We start from the raw sequence: 26899 nt of genomic DNA, 5'->3' as shown, positions 1-26899 counted from the left end.
CGTCGTGGCGGGCGGCGGCCTCGCCGACGGCGGCGGCGAGGGTGAGCAGGCCGGCGGCGGTGTGGGCGGCGCGCAGCCGGGCGACGAGCCGGCGGCCGTACCAGAAGCCGGGCTGGTTCAGGGCGTTGCGGCCGGCCTCCTCGGGCTCCGGCCGCTGCGGCAGGGGCTGCTGGGACTCGTAGGCGCTCCAGGTGCGGTGCGACAGGTACCAGAGCAGGGCGGTGAGGGCGACGGGCAGGACCGCGGCGAGCGCGAGGCGGCGGCCGGGCTGCGACCACCAGCCGCCGCCCCCGGCCGCTTCCGGGGCGAGGAAGCCGAGCCAGGAGTGGTCGGTGACGCACGCGCGCGTGCCCGCGCACTGCCAGGCCACCAGGTCGACCGCGATCTCGCAGGCGGCGGCGGTCAGCAGCACCGTCAAGGTCAGCGCGACCAGCCGCACCAGCAGCCCGTACGCGCGGACCGTGCGGCGCATGCGGCGGGCGCTGGGGCGCATCCAGTGCGCGAGGTTGACGACCATGAACGGCAGCAGCAGGAGCCACAGGGCGCGGGAGCCGTTGCCGGAGGTGAGGTTGCACCAGACGTACGCCTCCGGGACCGGGCGGCCGCGGTGGTCCTGCGGGCGGGTCTCGGCGTCGGCGTCGTCGGCGCGGCGGTAGACGGCCGCGGTCTCGTCCCCGGAGATCCGCACGGTCCTGGGATCGTCCAGCATCTCCTGCGGGGTGGTGCCGCCCACTCCGTGGACGAGGAGCTCCAGGGCGATCCGCTCCCCGGGCGCGGCCGTGCCGGACGTCGGTTCCTTCGCATGGGCGGGCTCTCCCGCCGTGGCGCGCTCCACTGCTGCTGCCCCCGATGTGTGCGCTGTGCGCTGTTCCGCATCTGCAAGAGCCCCCAGGATCGCCGCTGCGCGCCCTGTGCGCACGTACCGTCACGCAATCTCCCCCTTCGTCGTCCCACCGGTGGCGCATGCGAGGATGAGGCGACCTGATGACGGGCTTGACGAGGTGAGAGGGCCGGACCGGACGTGAGTGAGAATCAGAACCTCCTCGCGGAGCAGCGCCGCGCCCTGATCCTGGACGAGGTCCGCCGCCGCGGCGGGGTCCGGGTCAACGAGCTCACCCGCAAGCTGGGCGTGTCGGACATGACGGTCCGCCGCGACCTGGACGCCCTCGCGCGCCAGGGCGTCCTGGAGAAGGTGCACGGCGGCGCGGTGCCGGTGGCGGAGGCGAGCACGCACGAGCCCGGCTTCGAGGCCAAGTCGGGTCTGGAGCTCAGTGCCAAGGAGGACATCGCGCGCGCCGCGGCGGCGCTGGTGGCCCCGGGCACGGCCATCGCGCTGTCCGGCGGCACGACGACGTACGCGCTCGCGCAGCGCCTGCTGGACGTGCCGGACCTGACGGTGGTGACGAACTCGGTGCGGGTCGCGGACGTCTTCCACACCGCGCAGCGCAGCGCGGGCCGGCGGCCGGGGGCGGCGACGGTGGTGCTCACCGGGGGTGTGCGCACGCCCTCGGACTCACTCGTCGGCCCGGTCGCGGACCAGGCGATCGCGGCCCTCCACTTCGACGTGCTGTTCCTCGGGGTGCACGGCATAGCGGCCGGGGCGGGTCTGTCGACGCCGAACCTCGCGGAGGCGGAGACGAACCGGCGCCTGGTGCGGTCCGCGCGCCGTGTCGTGGTGGTCGCCGACCACACGAAGTGGGGCACGGTGGGGCTCAGCTCCTTCGCCACACTGGGGCAGGTGGACACGCTGGTCACCGACGCGGGGATGCCCGCCGAGGCCCGCGCGGAGATCTCCGAGCAGTTGCCGCGGCTGATCGTGGCGGGCGAGCCGGAGGGCGGCGCCGAGGAGCTCTGAGCGCGCTGCCCCGGCGGGCCGCCAGGGACGGGGCCGCCCGCGCTACCCTGCGCTGCCCCCCGCGCGCCGGTGGGCCCGCTGCCCGGCGCCCTGCCTCCGTTCCTCCCGGCTTCCGCCCCCTCCCTGGACGGCCGTGCGCGGCTTAAAGTGGCCGTGCTCGTCCGACGACCCGAAGGCGTTTGGGGGCTGCGTACGATGCCACGCCGGCTGAAACCCGTGGAGCTGGAGTTCCTCGCGACCGCTCCCGTGCGGCACGTGTTCGCCCGCGAGGTCGCCGCGCCGCCGGAGACGGTGTTCCAGGCCCTGGCCGTGGACGTGGCGCAGTGGCCCGCGTGGTTCACGTCGGTCACGCGGGCGCGGCCCACGCGGGGCGGCACCGGGCGCGTGGTCCACCTCCAGGGCGGTGTGCGCTTCGAGGAGACGATCCTGGCCGCCCACGCGCCCGAGCGGTACGCCTACCGCGTGGACGTCACGAACGCGCCGGGCGTACGCGCGCTGGCCGAGGAGTGGCACCTGGCGCCCGCGGGTTCCGGCACCCGGGTGCGGTGGACCTTCGCGATCGAGCCGCGCAGGCTGGCGCGGCCGCTGTTCCGGCTCGGCGGCAGGGGCCTGCGCCGGACCTTCGAGGCGGCGGTCGGGAACCTGGACCGCCGCCTGTCGGGCACGAAGGCGTAGCCCGCCAGGCACCGGCCGCGCTCAGGCGCCGACCCAGGTGCCCGTGGCGAGAAGTGTCGCTATGGCGGCGGCGTACGGCCGGATGTCGAGGCCCTGTTCGGCCAGCCAGGCGTCCGAGTAGTACTTGTCCAGGTAGCGGTCGCCGGGGTCGCAGATGAGGGTGACGACGCTGCCGGTGCGGCCCGCCGCGACCATCTCGGCGACGATCTTCAGGGCGCTCCACAGGCCGGTGCCGGTCGAGCCGCCCGCCTTGCGCCCGATGACCTGTTCCAGGGCGCGGACGGCAGCGACGCTCGCCGCGTCCGGGACCTTCATCATCCGGTCGATGGCGCCGGGCACGAAGCTCGGCTCCATGCGGGGGCGGCCGATGCCCTCGATGCGGGAGCCGCAGTCGCTCGTGGCGTCCGGGTCGTTCTCCGTCCAGCCCTGGAAGAAGCAGGAGTTGTCCGGGTCGGCGACGCAGATGCGGGTGTCGTGCTGCATGTAGTGCACGTAGCGGGCGATGGTCGCCGAGGTGCCGCCGGTCCCTGCCGTCGCCACGATCCACGCGGGCTCCGGGTACCGCTCGAGGCGGAGCTGCTGGTAGATCGACTCGGCGATGTTGTTGTTGCCGCGCCAGTCCGTGGCCCGTTCCGCGTAGGTGAACTGGTCCATGTAGTGGCCACCGGTGTCGACGGCGAGCGCGGCCGCCTCGGCGTACATCGTGCGCGGGTCGTCCACGAAGTGGCACCGGCCGCCGTGGAATTCGATGAGGCGGCACTTCTCGGCGCTGGTCGTGCGCGGCATCACCGCGATGAACGGCACGCCGATCAGCTTCGCGAAGTACGCCTCGGACACGGCCGTCGAGCCGCTGGAGGCCTCGATCACCGGTCGGTCCGGGCGGATCCAGCCATTGCACAGGCCGTACAGGAACAGGGAGCGGGCGAGGCGGTGCTTGAGGCTGCCGGTGGGGTGCGTCGACTCGTCCTTGAGGTACAGGTCGATGCCCCAGTGCTCGGGCAGGGGGAAGCGCAGCAGATGCGTGTCGGCCGAGCGGTTGGCGTCCGCCTGGACCTTGCGTACGGCTTCTTTCAGCCAGGACCGGTAGTGCGCGTCGCTCCGGTCGACGTCGAGGGTGACGGCCGGCTCACCGGCAGGGTCGTGCTGGATGGTGCTCACCGCGTGGCTCCTCGGGATCGTGCCGGACGCGGTTTCGATCCGGCCGGACACCTCGATGATAAACACCCATAACTCCGTCCCCACCTGCATAAACAGTCCTTTTGGCACCTCAAAGGCGCGGCTGTCGCAGCCGTCCGGCCCCCTCGCGGACCCGGCCCGGGCACGCGGCGAAGTGGCATGTGCGACGTGGTCATGCGCCCTAGTGCTCGGCGCCGGGCCCGTGCACACTGCACCGCACGGGACAGGGGTAGGGTCCCGGACACGCGGCAGACGAAGCCCCGCGGCACCCCCGGGCGCCGCGGCACACGAGCAGCGCGGTGCGCCACCGCGAGTGAGGGGGCGGAGCCTCATGGCAGAGCCGGAGTTCACGGCCACGGGCGTGCGGATCGGGAAGCGGTTGCGCTCCCTGACCCGCGCCGGGGAGGTCCGGATCAACGACGGCAGACTGGAACTGCTCACCAGTTACGGCAAGGAGATCGACAGCGCGCCGGTGCAGGCGGTGCGCGCGGGCAAGCCCTGGTTCGCCCCGCACGACCGGGCGCTCGCCGAGGTCAACGGCACGCGCTACCTGCTCACGCTCGGCGACCACGAGCCGGTGCCCGGGGAGCAGGGACCGCCCACCGTGCGCGCCTTCCTCGACGCCCTGCGCACCGCGGGCGGCCACCGACGGGTCTAGACGGCCGGGTCCGGGCGCGAGTTGCAGGCCCGCACCCCCTGCGTCACTCTGGTGTCACATCATCACTCTGGGTTTACCGGCGATAACGCTGCGAACCAGCCCGCCGGCCCCACAGCAGGCGGCAGACAGCGCGCGGCCCCTGCTGGATCGGAACGCCGTCCTCTTCCGGACCTCACTTCGGGGAGTCGCACCGTGATCACCCAGCCAAGCAGGCAGTGCACGGTAGAGCTCCAAGCCCTGCCGTCGCGGATCGGCCAAGTCCGCAGAATCGTATCGGCGCAGTTGCGCTACTGGCATCTCGACCCGTTGATAGACCGCGCCGCCCTCGGCGTGACGGAGTTGCTCACCAACGTCCACCGCCACGCGGAACCCGACAAGATCTGCACCGTGGACATCGAGCTGCTGCTCGACCGCCTCGTGGTGTCGGTCCACGACCACGATCCCCGGCTGCCGGAGGTGCGTGACGCGGAGGCGTTCGAGACCTGCGGCCGCGGGCTCGCCATGGTCGCCGCGGTCAGCGAGAGCTGGGGCGTGCGGCCGGAGGGCGAGGCGGGCAAGGTCGTCTGGTTCACGCTCGCCGCCCCGTCGCCCACCGTGGACCTGCCGACGTATCCCGCGTACGACGCCGCGAGCGCCCGGTCCCTGGTGGCCACGACGCCTGTCCGCACCCATGCTCCCGCCCGGTCGGCCGTTCCTGGCTGACCGGGCGGTGACCTTCTTCCCTCCCGTCGCCTTCCCCCGTTCCCGGCGGCGCGCCGGCCCGCCCCGCTTCCCCTCTTGTCGACCTCTTCCGGGTTGCCGGACTCTTGAGCCGCTTGTCTCCTGTCTTCGCTGAGCACCGGGGAGGGCGGGCCCTCCCGAGCACCGGAGGGCCCACCCTCTCGACCACCGTGGAGGCCCGCCCTCCGCGCGGTGCCCCGGATGCCCCGCTCCCTCCGCTCACTCGGCTTGCTCCGCCTGCTCCGCTCACTCCGACGCGATGGCGCGCAGGACGTCGAGACGTGCCGCGCGCCGCGCCGGACGCAGGCCCGCGAGGGCGCCCGCGGCCACGCCCACCAGGGCCACCACGGCCAGCGGCAGCGGCGGCAGGGCGAAGGCGAAGGTGCTGTCCGAGGCCCCGTCGGACGCCCGTACCAGGACCCAGCCGAGGAAGCCGCCGAGGGCCAGGCCGCCCACCGTGCCGAACGCGGCGACCAGCACCGACTCCCAGCGGACCATGGCCCGCAGTTGCGCGCGGGTCTGGCCGACGGCCCGCAACAGGCCGAGCTCCCGGGTGCGTTCGTGGAGCGCGAGGGTGAGGGTGTTGGCGATGCCCAGCAGGGCGATGGCCACGGCCAGGGCGAGCAGCGCGTAGACGAGCGTGAGCATCATGTCGATGCCGCCGGCCGCCGAGCGCGCGTACTCCTCGCGGGTCTGCACCTCGGGGTCGCCGTAGCGGCGCGCGACCTCGGCCACCGCCGCCTCGCCCTCGGCGGGGCGCACCCCGTCCGCCAAGGTGACGGAGACCAGCGAGTCGGAGTCCCGGGCGCGGTGCGGGGCCCAGGCCTCGCGGGTGAGGACGTAGTCGCCCACGAGTTCCGACCGGCCGTACACCGCGCGCACGGTGAAGGTGTCCTCCGTGCCGTCGGCGAAGGCGAGTCGGGCGCGGTCGCCCACCTCCAGGCGCCGCTCGTCGGCCTCGGCACGGGTGACCGCGATGCCGTCGGTGCCGAGGGCGCCCAGCGAGCCCTGGACGTCGCCCAGGTCGAACGACGCGGCGAGCGCCTCCGGGTCGGTGACGGTCAGGGCGCGGCCCTCGCCGTTGACCTCGGCCACTCCCCTGCCGAGGCCGACGGCCGTGGCGACCTCGGGGCGCTCGGCCAGCGCGGGCGCGAGGCGGGGGCTGAGGCCGCTGCCCCCGGCGCCGAACCCGGGCGCGCCGACGGCGAGGTCGCCCGCGAAGGACCGGGACACCGTCCGGTCCATGGTGGCCTTCAGGGACGCGCCGAAGACCGTGAACAGGGAGACCACGGCGACGCCGATCATCAGGGCGCTCGCGGTGGCGGCGGTGCGCCGGGGGTTGCGCAGGGCGTTGCGCCGGGCCAGGGCGCCGGTGACGCCGCGCGTCCGGTCCAGCGGGCCGCCGATGATCCGCAGGGCCCGTGACGCGGCGACGGGACCGAGCACCACGAAGGCGGCGAGCGCCAGCACGGCCCCGGCCCCCGCCGACCACACGGAGGGCGCGACGAGCACCCCGGACAGGGTGAGGCCGAGGGCCGCGAGCCCGAGTGCGGCACCCGTCACGGTCCGCGCGCGCGACGTCCCCGCGCGGTCGACCGCCGTCTCGCGCAGCGCGGCGAGCGGCGCGGTGCGCCCGGCGCGGACGGCGGGCAGCAGCGCCGAGACCCCGCAGACCACGACACCCACCGCGAGCGGCAGCAGCATCGACGTCCCGCTGACCACCAAGTCGCCCTCGGGGAAGGGGAATCCGATGGCCGGGAACAGTTCCTGGAGCCCGGCCGCGACCCCGATGCCGCCCGCAAGCCCGGCGCCGGAGGCGACCACGGCGACAACCGTGGCCTCCAGGAGCGTCGCGGCGGTGACCTGGCGGCGGGAGGCGCCGAGCGCGCGCAGCAGGGCGTTCTCGCGGGTGCGCTGGGCGACGACGATCGCGAACGTGTTGTGGATCGAGAACGTCGCCACGAGCAGCGCGACTCCGGAGAAGACCAGCAGGAACGTCGTGAACGGCGTCAGGAACCGCCCCGAGACCAGCTCGGAGTCCTCCTCCGCCGCCGCCCGGCCGGTGATGGCCTCGACCCCGGCCGGCAGGACGGGGGCCAGCGCGTCGACGAGCTCCTGCTGCCCGGTGCCGGGCCGGGCCCGCACCAGGACGGACGAGGCCTGACCGGGCCTCGGCGCCAGGTACTTCTCGGCGTCGGCGCGGGTCATGCCGGTGAACGTGGTCTGCGCCATGCCGTCCGCGCCGCCGAAGGTGGCCAGGCCCACGACGGTCACCCGGACCGGGTCGGGCGTGCGCAGCGTGGTGGTGTCGCCGATGCCCAGGCCGCCGCGGTCGGCGGCGCCGCGGTTGACGACGACCTCGCCGGTGGCCGCGGGGGCGCGGCCCTCGGCGAGCCGGTAGGGGTTGAGCCCGGGGTCGTCGATCCAGTTGCCCGCGAGCGTGGGCGGCCCCTGGCCGCCGATGGGGTCGCCGTCCGCGCCGAGGAGCCGGCCCATGCCCTGCATGCTCGGCACGGCGGCCGCGACGCCCGGCACGCGCGCGATCCGGTCGGCCAGGCCGGTGGCGACGGGCTGCCGCGCCCCCTGGCTCTCGCCGGGCGCGGTGATGGCGTTCTCGGAGCGCACCACCGCGTCGGTGCCGCGCGTCGCGGTGCCGAACATGGTGTCGAAGCCGGCGCGCAGCGTGTCCCCCATGACGAGCGTGCCCGCCAGGAACGCGACACCGAGCAGCGCCGCGACGAACGTACCGGCGAAGCGGCGCCCGTGGCCGCGCAGGGAGGTGCGGGCGAGGCGCGCGGCCGGAGTCAGGGAGGTCATGACGGCGTCCCTCCTCCGCCTGCGCGCAGACGCCGGTGCCACGACCGGAGCCGGGGCGCACGGGCGCCCTGCTCGGCGCGGGACCGACCGCTGCCGCCCGTCTGCCGGTCGTGCGCCTCGCCGCTCCCGTACTCGCCGCTCCCGTACTCGCCGCTCCCGTACGCCTTCCGCGCTGGTGCCACGTCGCTGCCCCTGCCGCTGTCACTGCCGCTGTCGCTGCCGTCCGGGTGCTCGCCGTACGCCTTCTCGCCGTACGCGTCGTACGAGGCCACGCCGGAGCGGGCCGCGCCCGTGGCCTCGAAGGTCTTCAGGCGGTCGAGGACCTTCTCGGCGGTGGGGGCCCGCACGCGGTCCACGAGGCGGCCGTCGGCGAGGAAGACGACCTCGTCGGCGTGGGCGGCGGCCACCGGGTCGTGGGTGACCATGACGACGGTGCGGCCCAGGTGGCGCACCGCGCGGCCGAGCAGCCCGAGGACCTCCTCGCCGGAGCGCGAGTCCAGGTTCCCGGTCGGCTCGTCGGCGAAGACCACGTCGGGCCGGCCCGCGAACGCCCGCGCCACGGCGACGCGTTGCTGCTGGCCGCCGGAGAGCTCGGCGGGCCGGTGGTGCAGCCGGTCGCGCAGGCCGACCACGTCGACGAGCGCGTCCGTCCAGGCGCGCAGGTCCGGGTCGGCCCGGCGCCCGGCGAGGTCCGACGGCAGCGTGATGTTCTCGGCGACGGTCAGGGTCGGCACCAGGTTGAAGGCCTGGAAGACGAAGCCGACCCGGTCGCGGCGGAGCAGGGTCAGGCGCCGGTCGTCCAGGGTGCTCAGGTCCGTGTCGCCGATGCGGGCGGAGCCCGAGGTGAGCGTGTCCAGGCCCGCCGCGCAGTGCAGGAGGGTGGACTTGCCCGAGCCGGACGGGCCCATGATGGCGGTGAAGCGCCCGGCGGCGAAGCCGACGCTCACGCCGTCCAGCGCGGCCACCGCGGTCCCGGCCGAGCCGTACACCTTCACGGCGTGCTCGACCCGCGCGGCGTACCGGACCCCGGAGGGCCGGAGCGGGGCGGCCGTGCTCATGACCGGCCGCCCGTGGAGGCGCGGCCGAACACCTCGGTCAGGACACTGAGGCGGCGCCAGTACTCGTCCTCGTCGATCTCGCCCGCGGCGAAGCGGTGGCCGAGCACGGTGATCGGCGACGCGCCGTCGACGCCGGTGGCGCCGCGCCGCCACGGCCCGCCACGGCCGCGCCACACCGTGCGGCGCAGGACGGTGACGACGCCCAGGGCCGCGGCCGCCCAGACCAGCGGGAAGAACAGGATCCACGGGCCGGGCCCGCCGTCGGACGCCAGGGCCGATGCCAGGGTCTGCATGAGGCTCATCTCCTCGGAAAAGGGGGTGCCGGGACAGAAGGGGTGCCGGGACAGCTCGGAACCGGTGCTGTCCGTCGCCTCCGAGCCTGGTCCCGCGCGGCCCTGACGTCGTCGTACGCTCAGCGGCAGCGGGCGTACCCCCGCGGGAGTACGGGAGGGAGCGCCGTCTCCTCCCTGGGTCGCCCGGCGAGCCGACCGCACCCTCTCCCCTCTGTACCTATTAGTATGTACAGTGTCCCCATGAGCACTCCGGAACGTCTGATCGAGTCCACCCGCGAGCTGCTGTGGGAGCGGGGGTACGTGGGCACGAGCCCCAAGGCGATCCAGCAGCACGCGGGCGCCGGACAAGGCAGTATGTACCACCACTTCTCCGGCAAGCCCGACCTCGCGCTCGCCGCGATCCGGCGTACGGCCGAGGAGATGCGCGCGACCGCCGAGGCGGTGCTCGGCGGCGACGGCTCGGCGTACGAGCGGGTCGCCGCGTATCTGCTGCGCGAGCGGGACGTGCTGCGCGGCTGCCCCGTCGGGCGGTTGACCATGGACCCGGACGTCATCGCCAGCGAGACACTGCGCGCGCCGGTCACCGAGACCCTGGAGTGGCTGCGCGAGCGACTGGCCGGAATCGTCCAGGAGGGCCTGGACCAGGGCGAGTTCACACCGGCCCTGGACGCGGACGAGATCGCCTCGACGATCGTCGCGACGGTCCAGGGCGGTTACGTCCTCGCCCGGTCGACGGGTTCCCCGGCGGCGTTCGACGCGGGCGTCCGCGGCCTGCTCGCCCTCCTCGCGCCACACCGCGCCGGGTGACTCCCCCCCCCGCTCCCCTCCCTCTGCGAGCACTGCCACGCCACGCGCGCCGCCCGCAGGACCCGTCCCCCGTACCCCTTTGTCCAGAGGCCCGTATGCACATCACCCGCATCCGTCCCGAGAGCCGCCCCGGCCCCGCCGAGCACTTCACCGGCACCGTCTGGCTCGACGAGATCGCGAGCCCCGAAGCCCCTTCCCGGCTGCGGATGTTCAGCGTCCACTTCACCCCGGGCGCACACACCGCCTGGCACCGCCACCCGCACGGCCAAGTCCTGCACGTCACCGAGGGCGAGGGCCTGGTGCAGCGCGACGGCGGCCCCGTGGAGCGCATCCGCGCGGGTGACACCGTGTGGATCGCCCCCGGCGAGCGGCACTGGCACGGGGCCGCGCCGCGCACGTTCATGACGCACCTCGCCGTGGTGGAGGCCGCCGAGGACGGCACCACCGCCCACTGGGACGAGCACGTCGCCGTCGACGCGTACCCCGCCTGACCCTTCCCGACCTCGCCCGACCCCGACCGCCCCCTCGACAGAAGGCCGCACATGCACGCCCTCCAGTACGAGATCACCCTGCCCGCCGACTACGACATGGGCGCCATCCGCGACCGCGTGGCCACCAAGGGCCACCTCCTCGACGACTTCCCGGGCCTCGGCTTCAAGGCCTACCTCGTCCGCGAGCGCGGCGTCGACGGCTCGCCCGTGAACCAGTACGCGCCCTTCTACCTCTGGAACACCGCCGAGGGCATGAACTCCTTCCTCTGGGGGCCCGGCTTCCAGGGACTGTGCGACGACTTCGGGCGACCGGCCGTGCAGCACTGGACGGTCCTCGGGTACGAGGCCGGAGGCGCGGTCGACGCCGAGCCGAAGGCCGCCGTGCGGTACCGCGCGCCGCTGCCGGAGGGCGCGCGGACCGCCGACATCGCCGCGGGGCTCCTCGACGAGGCGGCCATCGTCTCGTGCCTCGAGGGGGCCGTCGGCGCGGTGGTCGCCGTCGACCCCCGGCACTGGGAAGCGGTGACGTTCTCCCTGTGGGCCCACGAGGAGCCCGCACAGCGCGGCGAGGTCTTCCGGGTGCTGCACTGCTCGACCCCCGAGCGGGACCGGCTCGTCCAGGGCAGGGCGTGGTGACCGCGGCCGGAGCGGCCGTCCGGACCGTGCTCGGCGACGTCGCCCCGCGCGAGCTCGGCGTCTGTGACGCGCACGACCACCTGTTCCTGCGCAGCCCCCAACTCCCCGGCCAGGAACTGGACTCGGTACAGGCGGCGGCCGGCGAGCTGGCGGCGTACCGGGCGGCGGGCGGTCAGGGCCTCGTGCAGTGGACCCCGTACGGCATGGGCCGCCGCGCGGGCGACCTGCCCGCGCTCGCCCGCGCCTCGGGGGCCCGGATCGTGGCGGCGACGGGTCTGCACCAGGCCGTGCACTACACCCCCGAGACGCTGACGGCCCTGCGCGCGGGCGGCCTGGCCGCGCTGTTCGTCCGGGAACTGACGCAGGGCATCGGCGACAGCGGCGTCCGCGCCGGTCTCATCAAGGTCGCGGGCGGCTTCCACGGCCTGGACGCGCACGCCCGCTGGACGATGACCGCGGCAGCGGAGGCCCACCACGCGACGGGGGCGCCCGTCGCCGTCCACCTGGAGCTGGGTACCGGCGCGCTCGACGTGCTCGACCTGCTGTGCGCGGAGCTCTCGGTGCCGCCCGGCAAGGTGATCCTCGGCCACCTCAACCGTTTCCCCGACCTCACCGTCCACCGCCAGGCCGCCGAGGCGGGCGCGTACCTCGCCCTCGACGGTCCGTCCCGCGTCCACCACGCCACGGACTGGCGCATGCCGGACGCCGTACGGGCCCTGGCCGACGCGGGGTACGGCGACCGCCTGCTCCTCGGCGGCGACACCACCACGGCCGCCGCCCGGTCGGTCGACGGCGGGCCGGGCATGCCGTACCTGCTGCGCCGCGTCGGCCCCCGGCTCGCCCTCGCCGTCGGCGAGGAGCTGGTGGACCAGATGCTGACGACGAACCCGGCCGCGGCGTTCGCGGTGGAGTGGCCGGGCTGACCCGTCGCGCGGCACGGGGCCACGACGGGGCGGGCGCCAGGGGTTTCGTACCGGCACGGGGCCGCACGGCCGCACGGCAGCGCGCCCCTGGCGCTCGGACACATCGCGCCGCTAAAACGGACGTTCTATCCAGTGCCGCATGGTGACGACGGGCGACCCCCGGCCCGTATTGCATCGACCAGTCCAAAACAGCTACGGTTACCCCATGGCCCGACCGAGGACATTCGACGAGGAGCGGGCCCTGGACGCGGCGATGCGCGCCTTCTGGGCGAAGGGGTACGAGGCCACTTCGACCCAGGACCTGTGCGCGGCCACCGGCCTGGGCCGCAGCAGCATCTACAACACCTTCACCAGCAAGCACGAGCTGTTCCGGCGGGCGCTGAACCGCTACATCGACCTGATGAGCGTTCCGCAGGCGGAGATCCTGGAGGACGGCGAGCGGCCGGGGTTCGACCGGATCCGCGCGCTGTTCGCCCGCATCGTCGACACCGAGTACGAGTACCGCGAGGACGAGGAGCGCAGCATGGGCTGCCTCACCGTCAACACGGTGGTGGAACTCGCCCGGCACGACGCCGAGGCGGCGGCGCTCATCGAGCGCGACCTCGGCATCCGGCTGCGGCTGCTGCGGGGAGCGCTCGACGCGGGCCGCCGCGACGGCACGATCACCACGCGCCGGGACACGGAGGCCCTGGCCCGGTTCGTCAACGCCACCATCGGCGGCATCCGGATCTCGGCCCAGGCGGGCGCCGACCGCGCCACCCTCGAATCCATCGCCGAGACCGCCTTGGACGCACTGCGCCCCTGAGTCCGCCACTCCCGTCTTCACACCGGTCACCGCACCGCCGAGCCACGGCTCGCCTTTTCACGCGCTTATTTTGTACTGATCTATCCAATACTGGGTTACGCTCACCCGAAGGAGCACCATGCCCCGCGCCGTATACGTCCTGGCCCTCGGCATATTCGCCATGGTGACCAGCGAGTTCGTCGTCGCCGGACTCATGCCGCAGATGGCCGAAGGACTCGACGCCACCATCCCGGAGATCGGCTACCTGATCACGGCCTTCGCGTTCGCGATGGCCTTCGGCGGCCCGTTCCTGACGGCCGCGCTGCTCCGCCTGGAGCCGAAGCGGGCCCTGATGGTGATCTTCGCCGTCTTCCTCACGGGCAACGTCCTGGCCGCCCTGGCACCGGACTACTGGACGATGCTCGTGGCGCGCGTGGTCACCGGCATCGCCTCCCAGGCCTTCTTCGGCGTCGCCATCTCCCTGGCCACGCGGCTCGCCCGCCCCGAGGTCCGCGGCCGGGCCGTGGCCGTCGCGCTCAACGGGCTGATGCTGGGCACGCTGCTCGGCCTGCCGTTCGCCACCGTGGTCGGTGAACACCTGGGCTGGCGCGCCGCGTTCTGGGCCATCACCGTGCTCACCGCGGCCGCCGCGCTCGCGACCTTCGCCGGCGTGCCGCGCGTCGAGCAGGCGGAGGCCGGCGGGGCGCTCCGCGCCGAGCTGGGCGCCTTCAGGAGCCCGCGCCTCTGGCTGGTACTGATCACCAGCACCTTCGTGATCGGCGCGACGTTCTCCGCCTTCAGCTACCTCAACCCGATCCTCACCGAGGTCACCGGCTTCGCCACCGGCACGGTGCCGCTGCTGCTGGTCGCGTACGGCGCCGCCACCCTCATCGGCAACACGGTCGTCGGCCGTCTCGCCGACCGGTACACCCTGCCCGTCCTGGTCACGGGCCTGCTGCTGAACCTCGGCTTCCTCACCGGCTTCGCCCTCCTCGCCGACCTGCCCGTCGCCGCCGTGGCGATGATGCTGGGCATCGGCCTGGTGGGCGTCACCATGAACCCGGCGATGGTGACCCGCGTCCAGCGCGCGGGCACCACCGGCCCACTGGTCAACAGCGTCCACTCGTCCTTCATCACGGGCGGCATCGTCGTCGCCACGTCCGTCGGGGGCCCCGCCATCGACGCCTTCGGGCTGCGCGCCCCGCTGTGGATCGGCGCGGGGCTCGCGGTGCTCGGGCTGCTGTCCCTGGTACCGGACCTGCGCCGGCGCCCGGCGACGGCGCCGGCCCCGACCGGCGCGACGGCCCCTGCGCGGGAGGCCGTCGAGGTCGGCTGAGGTCCACGGGCAGGGCGCGGTCGGTGGCCCGGTGGGTCGGTGCCCGCCGGGTCAGGCCAGCGCCCCCAGGGGGTCGTCGAGCACCGGCTGCCAGGCCAGCTCGGCGGCCCCCACCAGGCTGTTGTGGTCCAGCGTGCAGGCGAGGATCGGCACCCCGCCGCTGCGGCCCCACAGGCTGCGGTCCGCGACGACCGCCCGCAGCCGCTCCGGGTCCGCCTCCAGCAGGGCGCGGTGCAGACCGCCGAGGACGATCCGGTCCGGGTTGAAGATGTTGACCAGGCCCGCGAGGCCAAGGCCCAGACGGTCGATCAGGGCCTCGGCGGCCACGCGTACCGCCGGGTCGGCGTAGTGCTCGGCCAGCAGCGTCCGGGCCTGGTTGAGCAGCCCCTCCGGGCCGGGCTCGACGCCGACCTCCGTCAGGAACGCCAGCGGGTCCGTCTCCACGTCCAGACAGCCGCGGCTGCCGCAGTGACAGGGGCGGCCCTCCGGGTGCACGGTGAGGTGGCCGACCTCCAGGGCCAGGCCCGAACTCCCGGTGTGCAGACGGCCGTCCAGCACGAGCGCGCCGCCGACGCCCCGGTGCCCGGTCGCCACGCACAGCAGGTCGCGCGCGCCGCGCCCGGCCCCGTGCCGGTGCTCGGCGAGGGCCGCGAGGTTCACGTCGTTGCCGGTGAACGCGGGGCCCACGACCCCCGCCCGCCGGACGCAGTCCGCGAAGATCTCCCGTACCGGCGCACCCGCGGGCCAGGCCAGGTGCAGCGGGTTGAGCGCCGTCCCCTCCGGCTCCGCGACCGCCGAGGGCACCGCGAGCCCGGCGCCGACACAGCGCCTTCCGGTCTCCCGCAGCAGCCGCGCGCCCTCCTCGACGACCGTGCCGAGGACCTGCGCCGGGTCGGCGTCGATGGTCTCGCAGCCCGGTGCGGTGGCGACGATGTGTCCCCCGAGGCCGACGAGCGCCGCGCGGAACCCGTCGGCGTGCACCTGCGCCGCCAGCGCCACCGGCCCGGACCCGGCGACGGAGAGCCGGTGCGAGGGACGGCCCTGCGAACCGGCCGCCGCGCTCGGCCTGGCGTCCACGCTGATCAGGCCCAGCGCCTCCAGCTCGGCCGCCACGGCACCGGCCGTGGCCCGCGTGACGCCCAACTCGGCGGTGAGGACGGCTCGGGTGGGGGCGCGCCCGGTGTGGACGAGTTCGAGTGCGGGGCCGAGCGCGGTACGCCCTCGCTCCAGGCGCGTGCGCGCCTCACCCCGGGTGGCAGCCTTCCCGTTCATGAGGGCGAGTCTCCCATGATCCGTACGCCCTCTCGCCGTTCCGCCGTCATCCGGCCTTCTCCCGCCCTTCGCCTGCCCGCGATCCACGACTTCGTCCGCTTTCGTCCTTCGGTGGCACCCGTGGCCATTGCCCGGTGGCACCCGTCTCCGCTCCTCGGCGGCGCTGCCGCTTCCATCCCTCGGTGACACTGCTTCCGCCGCTCGGTGGCACTGCTGCTCCCGTCCCTCGGCGGCACTGCTTCCGCCGCTCGGTGACACTGCTGCTCCCGTCCCTCGACGGCACTGCCGCTTCCGCCGCTCGGCGGCACCGCCACTTCCGCCCCTCGGTTGCGCCGCCTCCGTCGCTCGACAGCCTCACCGAGCCCCTACGGCGGCACACCTTGTCCCCGGCGGGGGCGCGCCTCTACGCCGACTTTGTGCCGCTACTAAACAAAACCATGTCAGCGCCGTCCGCGACCCCCGACGACCCCGCCCTTTCCCGGCTCCGTGCCGCCCTCACCGTCTTCTTCGCCCTTGACGGCTTCCTCTTCGCCGGGTGGGTCGTCCGCATCCCGGCGGTCAAGGACCAGACCGGGGCCTCGGCGAGCGGGCTCGGGCTCGCGCTGCTCGGCGTCTCGGCGGGGGCCGTGGTGACGATGACCCTGACGGGGCGGCTGTGCGCCCGCTTCGGCAGCAGGCCCGTGACCGTGGTCTGCGGGGTCCTGATGCCGCTCGGCGTCGCGCTGCCGCCGCTGACGCACTCGGCGCTCGCGCTGGGCCTGGTCCTGCTGCTCTTCGGCGCGGCGTACGGCGGCATCAACGTGGCCATGAACAGCGTGGCCGTCGACCTCGTACGGACCCTGCGGCGGCCGGTCATGCCCAGCTTCCACGCGGCGTTCAGCCTCGGCGGGATGGTCGGCGCGGGGCTCGGCGGCCTGGTCGCCGGGCACCTCTCCGCCACCCGGCACCTGCTCGGGCTCGCCGTGATCGGGCTGCTCGTCACGGCGGTGACGGCGCCGACGCTGCTGCGGTACGAGATGCCCGCTCCCCCGGCCACCGCCGACGCGCGGGCGAGCGCGCCGCACCGCACCGGCGGCGGCACGCGCGGCCTGGTGCTGGTCTTCGGGCTGGTCGCGCTGTGCACGGCGTACGGCGAGGGGGCGCTCGCCGACTGGGGCGCGCTGCACCTGGAGCAGGACCTGCACGCGCACCCGGGCGTCGCGGCGGCGGGCTACTCGTGCTTCGCGTTCGCGATGACGGTCGGCCGCCTCTCGGGCACGAGGCTGCTCGAACGCTTCGGCGGCACCCGTACCGTCGTGGGCGGCGGTCTGCTGGCGGCCGCGGGGATGGTCCTGGGCGCGCTCGCCCCGTCCACCGGCGCCGCGCTCGCCGGGTTCGCGGTCACGGGCCTCGGCCTCGCGAACATCTTCCCCGTGGCGATCGAGCGCGCCGGTGCCCTCGCCGGGCCGAGTGGTGTCGCGGCGGCGTCCACGCTCGGGTACGGCGGAATGCTGCTGGGGCCGCCCGCGATCGGGTTCATGGCGGACTGGTTCTCGCTGCCGCTGGCCCTCACCAGCGTGGCCGTGCTCGCCGCCCTCGCCGCGTGCATCGCCGGCACGACGGGCCGCACGCCTCCACCGGGAGCCCCCCACTGATCCCGCTCGCCCAACTCCCGCACCCTCAAGGCTCCACCGGCCCCAACGGCAGCCTCCCAGAGGCGCGGGGAACTTCCAGACTCCACCCGGCCGCAACACCAACCCCCCAGGGGCGCGGGGAACCGCGCGACCAGCCACAACAAACCCGCAGACGCACCTCCGGGCCACCGAACAGACGCGTCTGCGACTACTCCCCAACTGACCGCGCAGTTCCCCGCGCCCCTTACGGGGCACTTCCAGACTCCACCCGGCCGCAACACCAACCCCCCAGGAGCGCGGGGAACCGCGCGACCAGCCACAACAAACCCGCAGACGCACCTGCCGGGCCACCGAACAGACGCGTCTGCGACTACTCCCCAACTGACCGCGCAGTTCCCCGCGCCCCTGCACGGGCACGACGGGGGAGGGAAGGACACGCCGGAGCCGGGCAGGGCGCGGCTCCGTCCTGCACAATCCCCGCATGGAGATAGCCGAGCACATCGAAATCCTGGACCGCGAGGGCCGGTTGCTGGCCGCCGCCGCCGAACAGGCGGGCACCGACGCCGCCGTCCCCACCTGTCCCGACTGGCGCGTGCGCGACCTGCTGCGGCACACCGGCGTGGTGCACCGCTGGGCCGCCTCGACCGTCGCCGACGCGCTCCCCTCGCGCCCCGCCTGGCCCGAGGCGCCCGACCTGGACGGCGCGGACCTCGTCGCGTGGTTCCGCGAGGGCCACGCCGACCTCGTCAGCGCCCTCAACGCCGCCCCCTCCGACCTGGAGTGCTGGGCCTTCCTGCCCGCCCCGTCCCCCCTCGCGTTCTGGGCCAGGCGGCAGGCGAACGAGACGACCGTGCACCGCGTGGACGCCGAGTCCGCGCGCGGCGGTACGCCGACCGCCCTGGACCCGGCCTTCGCGGCAGACGGCATCGACGAGCTGCTGCGCGGCTTCCACGCGCGCGCCAAGAGCCGCGTCCGGACGCCGGAGCCGCGCGTCCTGCGCGTCCGGGCCACCGACGTGAAGGAGTCGTGGACCGTCCGCCTCTCCCCCGAGCCGCCCGTCACCGAGCACGGCGACACGGTGCCCGCCGACTGCGAGATCGCGGGCCAGGCGGCGTACCTCTACCTGGCCCTGTGGAACCGGCAGCCGTTGCCGCAGATCACGGGTGACACGGCGCTCGCGACGCTGTGGCGCGAGGCGTCGGGGATCTGAGACCGCCCCGGACGGGGTGCCGGGGGCCCGGCGCCGAGGGCGGACGCGCCGGGGCCCGGCGCCGGGGTGGACGCGCCGGGCCCGGAGGCCGTGACGGGGCCGGGCGCACCGGACCGGAGGGCCGCACGGGAAGGGGCGCCCCGCTCAGGCGTCCGGCGCGGCGAGCATGCGCGCGAGCACCGCGCGCTGCACCGGCCGCACCTCGGCGTGGAGCGCGCGGCCCTTGGAGGTCGTACAGACGCGGACGCCGCGGCGGTCCTCCGCGCACATGCCGCGCTCGACCAGGCCCTCCTTCTCCAGGCGGCCGATGAGGCGGGACAGGGCGCTCTGGCTCAAGTGCACCTGGCAGGCGATGTCCTGGACGCGCCAGCCGTCCGTGCCGTCCGGGGCGTGGCGGCCCGCCAGGACGTCGAGGACCTCGAAGTCGCTGGCGCCGAGGCCGTACGGGTGCAGCTCGCGGTCCAGTTCGCACAGGGTGCGCGCGTGCACCGCGAGGATGCCCCGCCACCGCTCCACGAGCCCTTCTTCGGTCTGTGCCGCGGGCTCGGCCTTCGTCGCCGCCATGGCCGCACGGTAGCAGAAAAGGGAACTTTATTGCATCGGAATTAAATGCCCTTGCATCCAATGCACGTGCATGTAACCTGCTCCGCATGACTTCTCCGGTCTCCCCAGTCCCCCCTGCCTCCGCGTCGGCGGAGCGCTGGACCCCGCGCCTGTGGGGCACGCTGCTCGTGCTGTGCGCCGCGATGTTCCTGGACGCGCTCGACGTCTCGATGGTCGGCGTGGCCCTGCCCTCCATCGGCTCCGAGCTCGACCTGTCCACCTCCGCCCTCCAGTGGGTCGTCAGCGGCTACATCCTCGGCTACGGCGGTCTGCTGCTGCTCGGCGGCCGCGCCGCCGACCTGCTCGGCCGCCGCGAGGTCTTCCTCGTCGCCCTGGCCGTCTTCGCCGTCACCTCGCTGCTCGGCGGGCTCGTCGACTCCGGGCCGCTGCTCATCGCCAGCCGCTTCGTGAAGGGCCTGAGCGCCGCGTTCACGGCGCCCGCCGGCCTGTCGATCATCACCACGACCTTCGCCGAGGGCCCGGTCCGCAACCGCGCCCTGTCCATCTACACCACGTGCGCCGCCGCCGGCTTCTCGCTCGGCCTGGTCCTGTCCGGCGTCCTCACCGAGGTGAGCTGGCGCCTGACCATGCTGCTGCCCGCACCGATCGCCGTGCTGGCCGTGCTCGCCGGCCTCAAGCTCATCCCGCGCTCCCCGCGCGAGAAGAACCGCGGCGGCTACGACGTGCCGGGCGCCGTCACCGGCACGGCGTCGATGCTGCTGCTCGTCTTCACCGTGGTGCAGGCCCCCGAGGTCGGCTGGGCCTCCGCCCGTACGCTGCTGTCGTTCCTGGCCGTGGCGGTGCTGCTGGCCGCCTTCGTCACCATCGAGCTGCGCACCGCGAGCCCGCTCATCCGGCTCGGCGTACTGCGCTCCGGCGCCCAGATCCGGGCCCAGCTCGGCGCCGTGACGTTCTTCGGCGGCTATGTGTCCTTCCAGTTCATCGCCACGCAGTACCTCCAGTCGCTGCTCGGCTGGTCCGCGCTGGAGACGGCGCTCGCCTTCCTGCCCGCGGGCCTGATCGTGGCGCTGTCCGCCACGAAGATCGCCGGTGTCGTCGACCGGTTCGGCACCACGCGCGTCATCGTGACCGGCTTCGCGCTGCTCGTGGCGTCGTACGCGCTGTTCCTGCGCATCGACCTGACGCCCGCGTACGTCGCCGTCATCCTGCCGTCGATGATCCTGCTCGGCCTCGCCTGCGCGCTGGTCTTCCCCTCGCTCAACATCCAGGCCACCAACGGCGTGGCCGACCACGAGCAGGGCATGGTCTCGGGCCTGCTCAACACCTCGATCCAGGTGGGCGGCGCGGTCATCCTGGCGATCACCACCGCCGTCATCACGGCCTCCGGCGACGGCTCCGCGGAGTCCGGCGCCTCGCCCCAGGCGGTCCTGGACAGCTACCGTCCGGGCCTGGTCCTGGTGACGGTGTTCGCGGTCGCCGGCCTGCTCATCAACCTCACCGGACTGCGGGGGCGGCGCGCCCGGCGCACGCTGACGGTGACCGGGTCGCAGCCCCGGGTGGACGCCCTCGGCACGCCGTCGGGGACCGAGCCGCGGGAGAAGGTCGCCGTCGGCGACTGAGCCACGCCCCGCAGGCCCGACGGGCACGCTCGGCCCGTCGGGCCTTGCCCGTCGGGCCCCCCGTTTGTGACACTCCCCGTATGAACGACATGGGGGATACCGCCGGGCAAGGGCGGCGAAGCCAGGCGGAGCGGGACGCCATCACGGTGGAGATCGGGTACGCGCTCGCGAGCGCGACGGCGGCCGCCGTCCTCGTCTTCATGGCCGTGGCGGGCGGCCCCGTCCTCGTCTTCGGCCTCTCGGGCGGCCTCGCCGAAACACTCACCGGCGTGGGCGTCACCCTCGCCGCCGTCGTCTTCCTCGTACGCCTCGTCACCGTCCTGTGGCGGTTCGCCGACCGGCTGCGCGGGCGCCGGGCGGCCGCCGCGGGCGCGCCCCCTCAGCCCAGCCAGCCGGGGCGCACCAGCCCCGACTCGTAGGCGAGCACGACCAGTTGGGCGCGGTCGCGGGCGCCCAGCTTCACCATCGCCCGGCTCACGTGGGTCTTTGCGGTGAGCGGGCTGAGGACGAGGCGGCGCGCGATCTCCTCGTTGGTCAGGCCGATGCCGACCAGCGCCATCACCTCCCGCTCCCGCTCGGTGAGCCGGGCGAGCGACGCGGCGGCCGCCGGCTCCTTGGAGCGCGCGGCGAACTCCGCGATGAGGCGCCGGGTCACCCCCGGCGACAGCAGCGCGTCACCGGCGACCACCGCCCGCACCGCGCGCAGCAGTTCCTCGGGCTCGGTGTCCTTGACCAGGAAGCCCGAGGCACCGGCGCGGATGGCCTCGAAGACGTACTCGTCCAGCTCGAAGGTGGTGAGCATGACCACCCGCACGCCGTCCGGGTCCGCCTCGGCGGTGATCCTGCGGGTGGCCTCCAGGCCGTCGAGCAACGGCATGCGGATGTCCATCAGGACGACGTCGGGCCGTAGCCGTCGCACCTCGCGCACCGCTTCCTCGCCGTCCGCCGCCTCCCCCGCCACCTCGATGTCCGCCTGGGCGTCGAGCAGCGCCTTGAAGCCCGCGCGGACCAAGGACTGGTCGTCGGCGAGCAGGACGCGGATCACGGGGCCTCCCGGTGTGCGGTGTGCGCTCGCCTGTGCGGTCGTGCGGCGTTCACTCGTCGTCCTGCCCGTCCCGCGGCGCGGCGCCCGCCGTGGGCAGCACCGCCGTGACCCGGAATCCGCCGTCGGGGCGCGGGCCCGCCTCAATGGTGCCCCGGAGCGCCGCGGCGCGCTCCCGCATCCCGGCGAGGCCGTTGCCGCTGCCGCCCGCGTCCGCGCCGGTGGCCGGTCCGTCGTCGTCGACGCGCAGGGTCACCGTCCCCGGGCCGTACCGCACCAGGACCCGGGCCCGCCGCGAACCGGAGTGGCGTACGACGTTCGTCAGGGCCTCCTGGACGATGCGGAAGGCGGCGAGGTCGGTGCCCGGCGGCAGCGGAGCACGGCGGCCCTCCGTGGCGACGGTGACCGCAAGGCCCGCGGCCCCGGCCTGCTCGACGAGTTCGGGGAGCCGGGCCAGGCCCGGGGCGGGGGCGCGCGGCGCCGTCCCGGAGCCGGGCCCGGTGCCGCCCGCGGGGTCGCGGGAACCGGGCGGGCGCAGCGTGTCGAGGACCTGGCGGACCTCGCCGAGCGCCTCCTTGCTGGCGGCCTTGATGGTGGCCAGGGCGGTACGTGCCTGTTCGGGGTCGGAGTCGAGCAGGGCGAGGCCGACGCCCGCCTGGACGTTGATCACGGAGATGCTGTGGGCCAGGACGTCGTGCAGCTCGCGGGCGATGCGGAGCCGCTCCTCGTCGGCGCGGCGCCGGGCGGCGAGCGCCCGCTCGGCGCGCTGACTGGCCCGCTGCTCACGGCGGGTGCGGGCCAGCTCGGAGACCGCCACGGTCGCCACCACCCAGACGGCGACGACGACTTCCTCGCCCCAGGCGCGCGCCCCGTCCCCGTCGGGCGGCAGCCACCGGTACAGCACCTGCGTGATGAGGATCTGCCCGGCCCACCAGAGGCCGACGGCGCCCCACGCGGCGTGCCGGTGCCCGGCGACGACCGCCGCGAAGACGCCCACGGCGACCGTGAGCAGGACCGGGCCGTACGGGTATCCGGCGCCGAGGTACACCACGGAGGTCCCGGCGGTGGCGTAGGCGACGGCCACGGGGTGGCGGTGGCGCAGCAGCAGCACGGCCGACGCGGCGAGGAGGAGCACCCGGGCGAAGGCGTCGACCGGCTCCCGCTCGGGCTGGCCGTGGGCCGCGAAGCCGGTCCCGACCTGGATGAACACCGCCAGGGCGACGGTCGTCAGCCAGGGCGGACGACTCGGCGCCCCCTCCCGCAACCGCCACCGGGGCGGCCCCTGCCGCCCCACCGGTGCCCGGCCCGGAGGCACTCCCGCGCTCGCGCGTCCGCACTGCTCGTCCATGCCGGTCACGGTAAGGGGCACCCGTGCGCCGGGCGTCCGCCGGACGTGGCGATCAGATGTACTCCCCGGGGAGTAGGCGGGCGGTCGGCCACGCGGGGCGGGCCGGCGCGACCGGGCCCCGGCTGTCCGGCGGCGGGCCCTGCCCCCGGACCAGCCGGGCTGACGCGACCGGACCCCCGCCGCCTGGCAAAGGGCCTTGTGCCCGAGCCGGGCGGGCCGACGCGACCGGACCCTCGCTGCCCGGCAAAGGACCCTGCACCCCGGGCCGCCCGGCTGCTGAGACCAAACCCCCGCTGCCCCGCAAAGGCCCCTGCCCCCGGACCACCCGAGCCCCGACCCCGGGCCCCGGCCCCCCAACCCCCCGCCTCAGTCCCCCGGCAGTCGGCTCGGCCTCGGTGACGGTGCCCTGTGCTGGGGCGGGATGCGCAGCCGTCCCCCGTCCACCGGGGTGGCGGGCGCGCCGTCCACGCGGCGGCTGCGGTAGCCGTCGAGCTCCGCCTGGAGCGCGCGCATCCGCAGTTGGGTGTCGTACAGGTAGCGCACCTTGGTGCGCAGCGTCCACGGGTCGATGGGCTTGACGACGATGTCGGCCACGCCGAGCCGGAGGGCCGCCACCGCCAGGTCGTGGCTCACGTCGAAGCCGGTCAGGAGGATGATCGGCAGGTGGTGCGTCTGTTCCACGCCGCGGACGTAGCGCACCACGTCCAGGCCGTCGATGCCCGGCATGCGGACGTCGAGCAGCGCCACCGCTATCTGCCCCCGCAGGATCTCCTTGAGGGCGTCGTCCCCGTTGGTCACGCACGTCGTCTCGTACCCGAGCGGAGCCAGCGCGCTCTCGAGCGCGAACAAGTAGTCCTCGTGGTCGTCGACGACGAGGATCTTCGCGTTCGACGGCATGGATGGAGTCCCCTCGTCCGAGTAACCAGCCTATGCCCCTGGCGAGTTGGAGAAACCTTCATGCTCCGCGCAAGGGGGTCCCTCTTTGACAACATGTGACGTGGGCGTCACAGCGGCCCCACGCGCACCGGCCCGGGGGCAGGGCCCGATGGCACGGCCCGGGGCGGGGCGGGGCGGCGACCGGACCGCCGCCCCCGCCCGGCACGCGGTCAGCGGTCAGCGGTCAGCGGTCAGCGGTCAGCGGTCAGCGGTCAGCGGTCGAGCCTGCTGAGCACCCGGTGGGCGACGGGGTGCGTACGGACGATCTCGGCGAGCGTCGTCGAGCCGCGCGTGATCTTCGCGAACGCGTTCCACGCCGGGCGGAAGCCCGTGAGCGCCGTGTGGAACAGGCCGGGGCGCCGCTCGAAGACCGTGAGCAGCCGCCGCCCGACGGCCATCTCCACGCCGAGGCCCGCCTTGACCGCGAACGCGTAGTTCAGTGCCTGGCGGCGGGCGTCCACCGCGTCGTGGGCCTCGGCGATGCGCACCGCCCACTCCCCCGCGAGCCGCCCCGAGCGCAGCGCGAACGAGATGCCCTCGCGCGTCCACGGCTCCAGCAGGCCCGCCGCGTCCCCGCACACCAGGACCCGGCCCCGCGACAGCGGCGAGTCCTCGCTGCGGCAGCGCGTCAGGTGGCCGGAGGAGATGCCCGGCTCGAAGCCCGCGAGGCCGAGGCGGGCGATGAAGTCCTCCAAGTACCGCTTGGTGGCGGCGCCCTCGCCGCGCGCGGAGATGACGCCGACGGTCAGCGTGTCGCCCTTGGGGAACACCCAGCCGTAACTGCCCGGCAGGGGGCCCCAGTCGATGAGCACCCGGCCCGCCCAGTCCTCGGCGACGGTCGCGGGCACCGGGATCTCCGCCTCCAGGCCGAGGTCCACCTGGTCCAGCTTCACCCCGACGTGCGCCCCTATGCGGCTGGCGCTGCCGTCGGCGCCGACGACCGCGCGGGCCAGGACCGTCTCGCCGTCCTGGAGGACGACGGCGACCGTGCGCCGGTCGGGCACGGCGGGCCCGTGCTGCTCCACGCGCGCCACGGTCACGCCGGTGCGCACCTCGGCGCCCGCCTTCTGCGCGTGCTCGACGAGCCGCTGGTCGAACTCGGGGCGGTTGATGAGCCCGAACAGCATGTGCCGCGAGCGGCGGGTGCGGGTGAACTTGCCGTCCAGGGTGAACGTCACCGCGTGCACCCGGTCCCGCAGGGGCAGCTCGAAGCCGGGCGGCAGCGCGTCCCGGGACGGGCCGATGATGCCGCCGCCGCACGTCTTGTACCGCGGCAGTTCCGCTTTCTCCAGGACCAGGACGCTGCGTCCCGCCACGGCCGCCGCGTAGGCCGCGGAAGCTCCCGCGGGGCCCGCGCCGACCACGACGACGTCCCACACCTGCCGCGCGTCGTCCGCTGACTTCTCGCTGCTCACGTTGGTCTTCCGCTCCCGATCCCCGTCTTGGCCGCGCTGTCCTTGCTCTGCGGGGCATCCTACGGCGCACGCTCCCGTGACCCTCCTGTGGGAGGATCGGGAACGTGCACACCCCACGCACCGCGCCCACCGGCGCGCGCGGGGGCGCACAGCCGAGACCACCGCGAACCGCATCCCGCGTCCCCCAGGGACGACGTCGCACCTACGAGGAGCGTGCCCATGCCGTCGAATCCGATCGCCGAGACCGTCGCCTCGCTCATGCCGCGGGCGAAGGCGGAGCTCACCGAGCTGGTGGCCTTCAAGTCGGTGGCGGACTTCGAGCAGTACCCGCGGAGCGAGAGCGAGGCCGCCGCGTCCTGGGTGGCCGACGCGCTGCGCGCCGAGGGCTTCCAGGACGTCGCCCTCCTGGACACCCCGGACGGCACGCAGTCGGTGTACGGCTTCCTGCCCGGCCCCGCGGGCGCCCCGACGGTCCTGCTGTACGCGCACTACGACGTGCAGCCGCCGCTGGACGAGGCGAGCTGGGACACGCCGCCCTTCGAGCTGACCGAGCGGGCCGGCCGCTGGTACGGGCGCGGCAGCGCCGACTGCAAGGGCGGTGTGATCATGCACCTGCTTGCGCTGCGCGCGCTGAAGACCGACGGCGGTGTCCCGGTGAACGTCAAGTTCATCGCGGAGGGCTCCGAGGAGCAGGGCACGGGCGGCCTGGAGCGGTACGCCGAGGCGCACCCGGAGCTGCTGCGCGCGGACACCATCGTGATCGGCGACGCGGGCAACTTCCGCGTCGGCCTGCCGACGGTCACCGCGACCCTGCGCGGCATGACCCTCGTCCGCGTCCAGATCGACACCCTGGAGGGCAACCTCCACTCCGGGCAGTTCGGCGGCGCCGCCCCGGACGCGCTCGCCGCCCTGGTCCGCGTCCTCGACTCGCTGCGCGCCGAGGACGGCTCGACCACCGTCGACGGCTTGGAGGGCGACGGCGTCTGGGACGGCCTGCAGTACGCGGAGGACGACTTCCGCAAGGACGCCAAGGTCCTCGACGGCGTGGGCCTCATCGGCGAGGGCACGGTCGCCGACCGCATCTGGGCGCGCCCCGCGGTCACCGTGCTCGGCATCGACTGCCCGCCCGTCGTCGGCGCGACGCCGTCGGTGCAGGCGAGCGCGCGGGCGCTGATCAGCCTGCGGGTGCCGCCGGGTGTGGACGCCGCGGAGGCCACGAAGCTGCTGCGCGCCCACCTGGAGGCGCACACGCCGTGGGGCGCCCGGGTGCGCACGGAGCAGATCGGCCAGGGCCAGGCGTTCCGCGCGGACACCACGAGCCCCGCGTACGAGGCGATGGCGGCGGCCCTGCGCGAGGCCTACGACGGCCAGGAGATGCAGGCCTCGGGCATGGGCGGCTCGATCCCGCTGTGCAACACGCTGGCCGCGCTGTACCCCGAGGCGGAGATCCTCCTCATCGGCCTGAGCGAGCCGGAGGCCCAGATCCACGCCGTGAACGAGAGCGTGTCCCCCGAGGAGCTGGAGCGCATGTCCGTCGCGGAGGCGCTGTTCCTCCAGCGGTACGCCGCGAAGGGCTGACCCCGGCCGGGGCCTGCCTGCTTCCTCCCGGCCGGGGCCCGCTCCCCGGCCCGGGCGGCCCGCTCCCCGGCCG

The 26899-nt window shown here is 74.7% G+C and carries 24 protein-coding genes and 2 pseudogenes; 15 read left to right on the top strand and 11 right to left on the bottom strand.

Annotated features, from left to right (window positions below; translation table 11 throughout):
* Positions 1–835, bottom strand: a pseudogene (locus IE330_RS29085) (hypothetical protein); the annotation flags it as partial.
* Positions 836–1021: 186 nt separating this feature from the next.
* Between IE330_RS29085 and IE330_RS29080 the strand changes: the two are divergent.
* Positions 1022–1855, top strand: a complete 834-nt coding sequence (locus IE330_RS29080) for a DeoR/GlpR family DNA-binding transcription regulator (protein ID WP_190139130.1) — start codon at positions 1022–1024, stop codon at positions 1853–1855.
* A 195-nt stretch (positions 1856–2050) separates the two neighbouring features.
* Positions 2051–2530, top strand: a complete 480-nt coding sequence (locus IE330_RS29075; protein ID WP_190139129.1) for an SRPBCC family protein — start codon at positions 2051–2053, stop codon at positions 2528–2530.
* Positions 2531–2551: 21 nt separating this feature from the next.
* Here IE330_RS29075 and cds1 read toward each other — a convergent pair whose 3' ends face one another.
* Entirely contained in the window at positions 2552–3688 is a 1137-nt protein-coding gene (cds1, locus tag IE330_RS29070; RefSeq protein WP_373314749.1) for an L-cysteine desulfhydrase Cds1, read from the bottom strand.
* Between the two features lie 349 nt (positions 3689–4037).
* Between cds1 and IE330_RS29065 the strand changes: the two genes are divergently transcribed.
* Together IE330_RS29065 and IE330_RS29060 are read left to right on the top strand one after the other, a co-directional pair.
* Positions 4038–4364, top strand: a complete 327-nt coding sequence (locus IE330_RS29065; RefSeq protein WP_190139128.1) for a hypothetical protein — start codon at positions 4038–4040, stop codon at positions 4362–4364.
* A gap of 192 nt (positions 4365–4556) precedes the next feature.
* Complete coding sequence (locus IE330_RS29060; RefSeq protein ID WP_190139127.1) at positions 4557–5066, top strand: ATP-binding protein; 510 nt, start codon at positions 4557–4559, stop codon at positions 5064–5066.
* Positions 5067–5330: 264 nt separating this feature from the next.
* On the opposite strand, the gene IE330_RS29055 is transcribed toward IE330_RS29060, so the two are convergent.
* The 3 genes and pseudogenes from IE330_RS29055 to IE330_RS29045 all read right to left on the bottom strand — a co-directional run bounded on the left by IE330_RS29055 (position 5331) and on the right by IE330_RS29045 (position 9252).
* Entirely contained in the window at positions 5331–7901 is a 2571-nt protein-coding gene (locus tag IE330_RS29055) for an ABC transporter permease (RefSeq protein WP_373314747.1), read from the bottom strand.
* A 296-nt stretch (positions 7902–8197) separates the two neighbouring features.
* A pseudogene (locus tag IE330_RS29050) lies at positions 8198–8959 on the bottom strand (ABC transporter ATP-binding protein); the annotation flags it as partial.
* On the bottom strand, positions 8956–9252 hold the full coding sequence (locus tag IE330_RS29045) for an SHOCT domain-containing protein (protein WP_190139126.1): 297 nt from the start codon (positions 9250–9252) through the stop codon (positions 8956–8958). The pseudogene IE330_RS29050 and the gene IE330_RS29045, both read right to left, overlap by 4 nt.
* Positions 9253–9492: 240 nt before the next feature.
* Between IE330_RS29045 and IE330_RS29040 the strand changes: the two genes are divergently transcribed.
* From IE330_RS29040 to IE330_RS29015, 6 genes are all read left to right on the top strand, one after another.
* Positions 9493–10059 carry a TetR/AcrR family transcriptional regulator gene (locus IE330_RS29040; RefSeq protein WP_190139125.1) on the top strand — a complete coding sequence of 189 codons (567 nt, stop codon included), beginning with the start codon at positions 9493–9495 and terminating at the stop codon, positions 10057–10059.
* A gap of 95 nt (positions 10060–10154) precedes the next feature.
* Positions 10155–10550 (top strand): (R)-mandelonitrile lyase, encoded by a 396-nt coding sequence (locus IE330_RS29035; protein ID WP_190139124.1) that lies wholly within the window; start codon positions 10155–10157, stop codon positions 10548–10550.
* A gap of 51 nt (positions 10551–10601) precedes the next feature.
* Positions 10602–11186, top strand: a complete 585-nt coding sequence (locus tag IE330_RS29030; protein ID WP_190139123.1) for a DUF4865 family protein — start codon at positions 10602–10604, stop codon at positions 11184–11186.
* Positions 11180–12109: a phosphotriesterase family protein gene (locus IE330_RS29025; protein WP_190139122.1), complete on the top strand. Its 930-nt coding sequence runs from the start codon at positions 11180–11182 to the stop codon at positions 12107–12109. Before IE330_RS29030 ends, IE330_RS29025 begins: the two co-directional genes overlap by 7 nt.
* 205 nt (positions 12110–12314) lie before the next feature.
* Positions 12315–12914 carry a TetR/AcrR family transcriptional regulator gene (locus tag IE330_RS29020; RefSeq protein ID WP_190139121.1) on the top strand — a complete coding sequence of 200 codons (600 nt, stop codon included), beginning with the start codon at positions 12315–12317 and terminating at the stop codon, positions 12912–12914.
* Between the two features lie 118 nt (positions 12915–13032).
* Positions 13033–14229, top strand: a complete 1197-nt coding sequence (locus tag IE330_RS29015; protein ID WP_190139120.1) for an MFS transporter — start codon at positions 13033–13035, stop codon at positions 14227–14229.
* Between the two features lie 51 nt (positions 14230–14280).
* Here the strand turns inward: IE330_RS29015 and IE330_RS29010 are convergent, their stop codons facing one another.
* Entirely contained in the window at positions 14281–15501 is a 1221-nt protein-coding gene (locus IE330_RS29010) for an ROK family protein (RefSeq protein ID WP_190139119.1), read from the bottom strand.
* Between the two features lie 437 nt (positions 15502–15938).
* Here IE330_RS29010 and IE330_RS29005 point away from each other — a divergent pair, with 437 nt between their 5' ends.
* Positions 15939–17135, top strand: coding sequence for an MFS transporter (locus IE330_RS29005; RefSeq protein WP_190139118.1), 1197 nt, complete (start codon positions 15939–15941; stop codon positions 17133–17135).
* Between the two features lie 460 nt (positions 17136–17595).
* Positions 17596–18324 (top strand): maleylpyruvate isomerase family mycothiol-dependent enzyme, encoded by a 729-nt coding sequence (locus IE330_RS29000; protein WP_190139117.1) that lies wholly within the window; start codon positions 17596–17598, stop codon positions 18322–18324.
* Positions 18325–18468: 144 nt separating this feature from the next.
* Here IE330_RS29000 and IE330_RS28995 read toward each other — a convergent pair whose 3' ends face one another.
* Complete coding sequence (locus IE330_RS28995; RefSeq protein ID WP_190139116.1) at positions 18469–18888, bottom strand: MarR family winged helix-turn-helix transcriptional regulator; 420 nt, start codon at positions 18886–18888, stop codon at positions 18469–18471.
* Between the two features lie 86 nt (positions 18889–18974).
* Here IE330_RS28995 and IE330_RS28990 point away from each other — a divergent pair, with 86 nt between their 5' ends.
* Positions 18975–20507, top strand: a complete 1533-nt coding sequence (locus tag IE330_RS28990; RefSeq protein ID WP_190139115.1) for an MFS transporter — start codon at positions 18975–18977, stop codon at positions 20505–20507.
* An 80-nt stretch (positions 20508–20587) separates the two neighbouring features.
* On the top strand, positions 20588–20926 hold the full coding sequence (locus IE330_RS28985; protein WP_190139114.1) for a DUF6332 family protein: 339 nt from the start codon (positions 20588–20590) through the stop codon (positions 20924–20926).
* Here IE330_RS28985 and IE330_RS28980 read toward each other — a convergent pair.
* From IE330_RS28980 to IE330_RS28965, 4 genes are all read right to left on the bottom strand, one after another.
* Positions 20887–21552, bottom strand: a complete 666-nt coding sequence (locus tag IE330_RS28980; RefSeq protein WP_190139113.1) for a response regulator — start codon at positions 21550–21552, stop codon at positions 20887–20889. The two genes, IE330_RS28985 and IE330_RS28980, sit on opposite strands and share 40 nt — an antisense overlap.
* Positions 21553–21601: 49 nt before the next feature.
* Positions 21602–22897: a sensor histidine kinase gene (locus IE330_RS28975; RefSeq protein WP_190139112.1), complete on the bottom strand. Its 1296-nt coding sequence runs from the start codon at positions 22895–22897 to the stop codon at positions 21602–21604.
* 366 nt (positions 22898–23263) lie between these two features.
* The gene (locus IE330_RS28970; RefSeq protein WP_190139111.1) at positions 23264–23794 is read right to left on the bottom strand and encodes a response regulator; all 531 of its coding nucleotides are present in this window, start codon (positions 23792–23794) and stop codon (positions 23264–23266) included.
* A 251-nt stretch (positions 23795–24045) separates the two neighbouring features.
* Positions 24046–25248 (bottom strand): geranylgeranyl reductase family protein, encoded by a 1203-nt coding sequence (locus tag IE330_RS28965; protein WP_190139110.1) that lies wholly within the window; start codon positions 25246–25248, stop codon positions 24046–24048.
* A gap of 219 nt (positions 25249–25467) precedes the next feature.
* On the opposite strand from IE330_RS28965, the gene IE330_RS28960 reads away from it, so the two are divergent.
* Positions 25468–26826, top strand: a complete 1359-nt coding sequence (locus IE330_RS28960) for a dipeptidase (protein WP_190139109.1) — start codon at positions 25468–25470, stop codon at positions 26824–26826.
* Positions 26827–26899 lie beyond the last annotated feature (73 nt).

This window comes from Streptomyces longispororuber, assembly GCF_014656095.1.
Classification (GTDB): domain Bacteria; phylum Actinomycetota; class Actinomycetes; order Streptomycetales; family Streptomycetaceae; genus Streptomyces; species Streptomyces longispororuber.
Note: the sequence above shows the minus strand (reverse complement) of the source record. Positions and strands in the feature narration are given on the sequence as shown.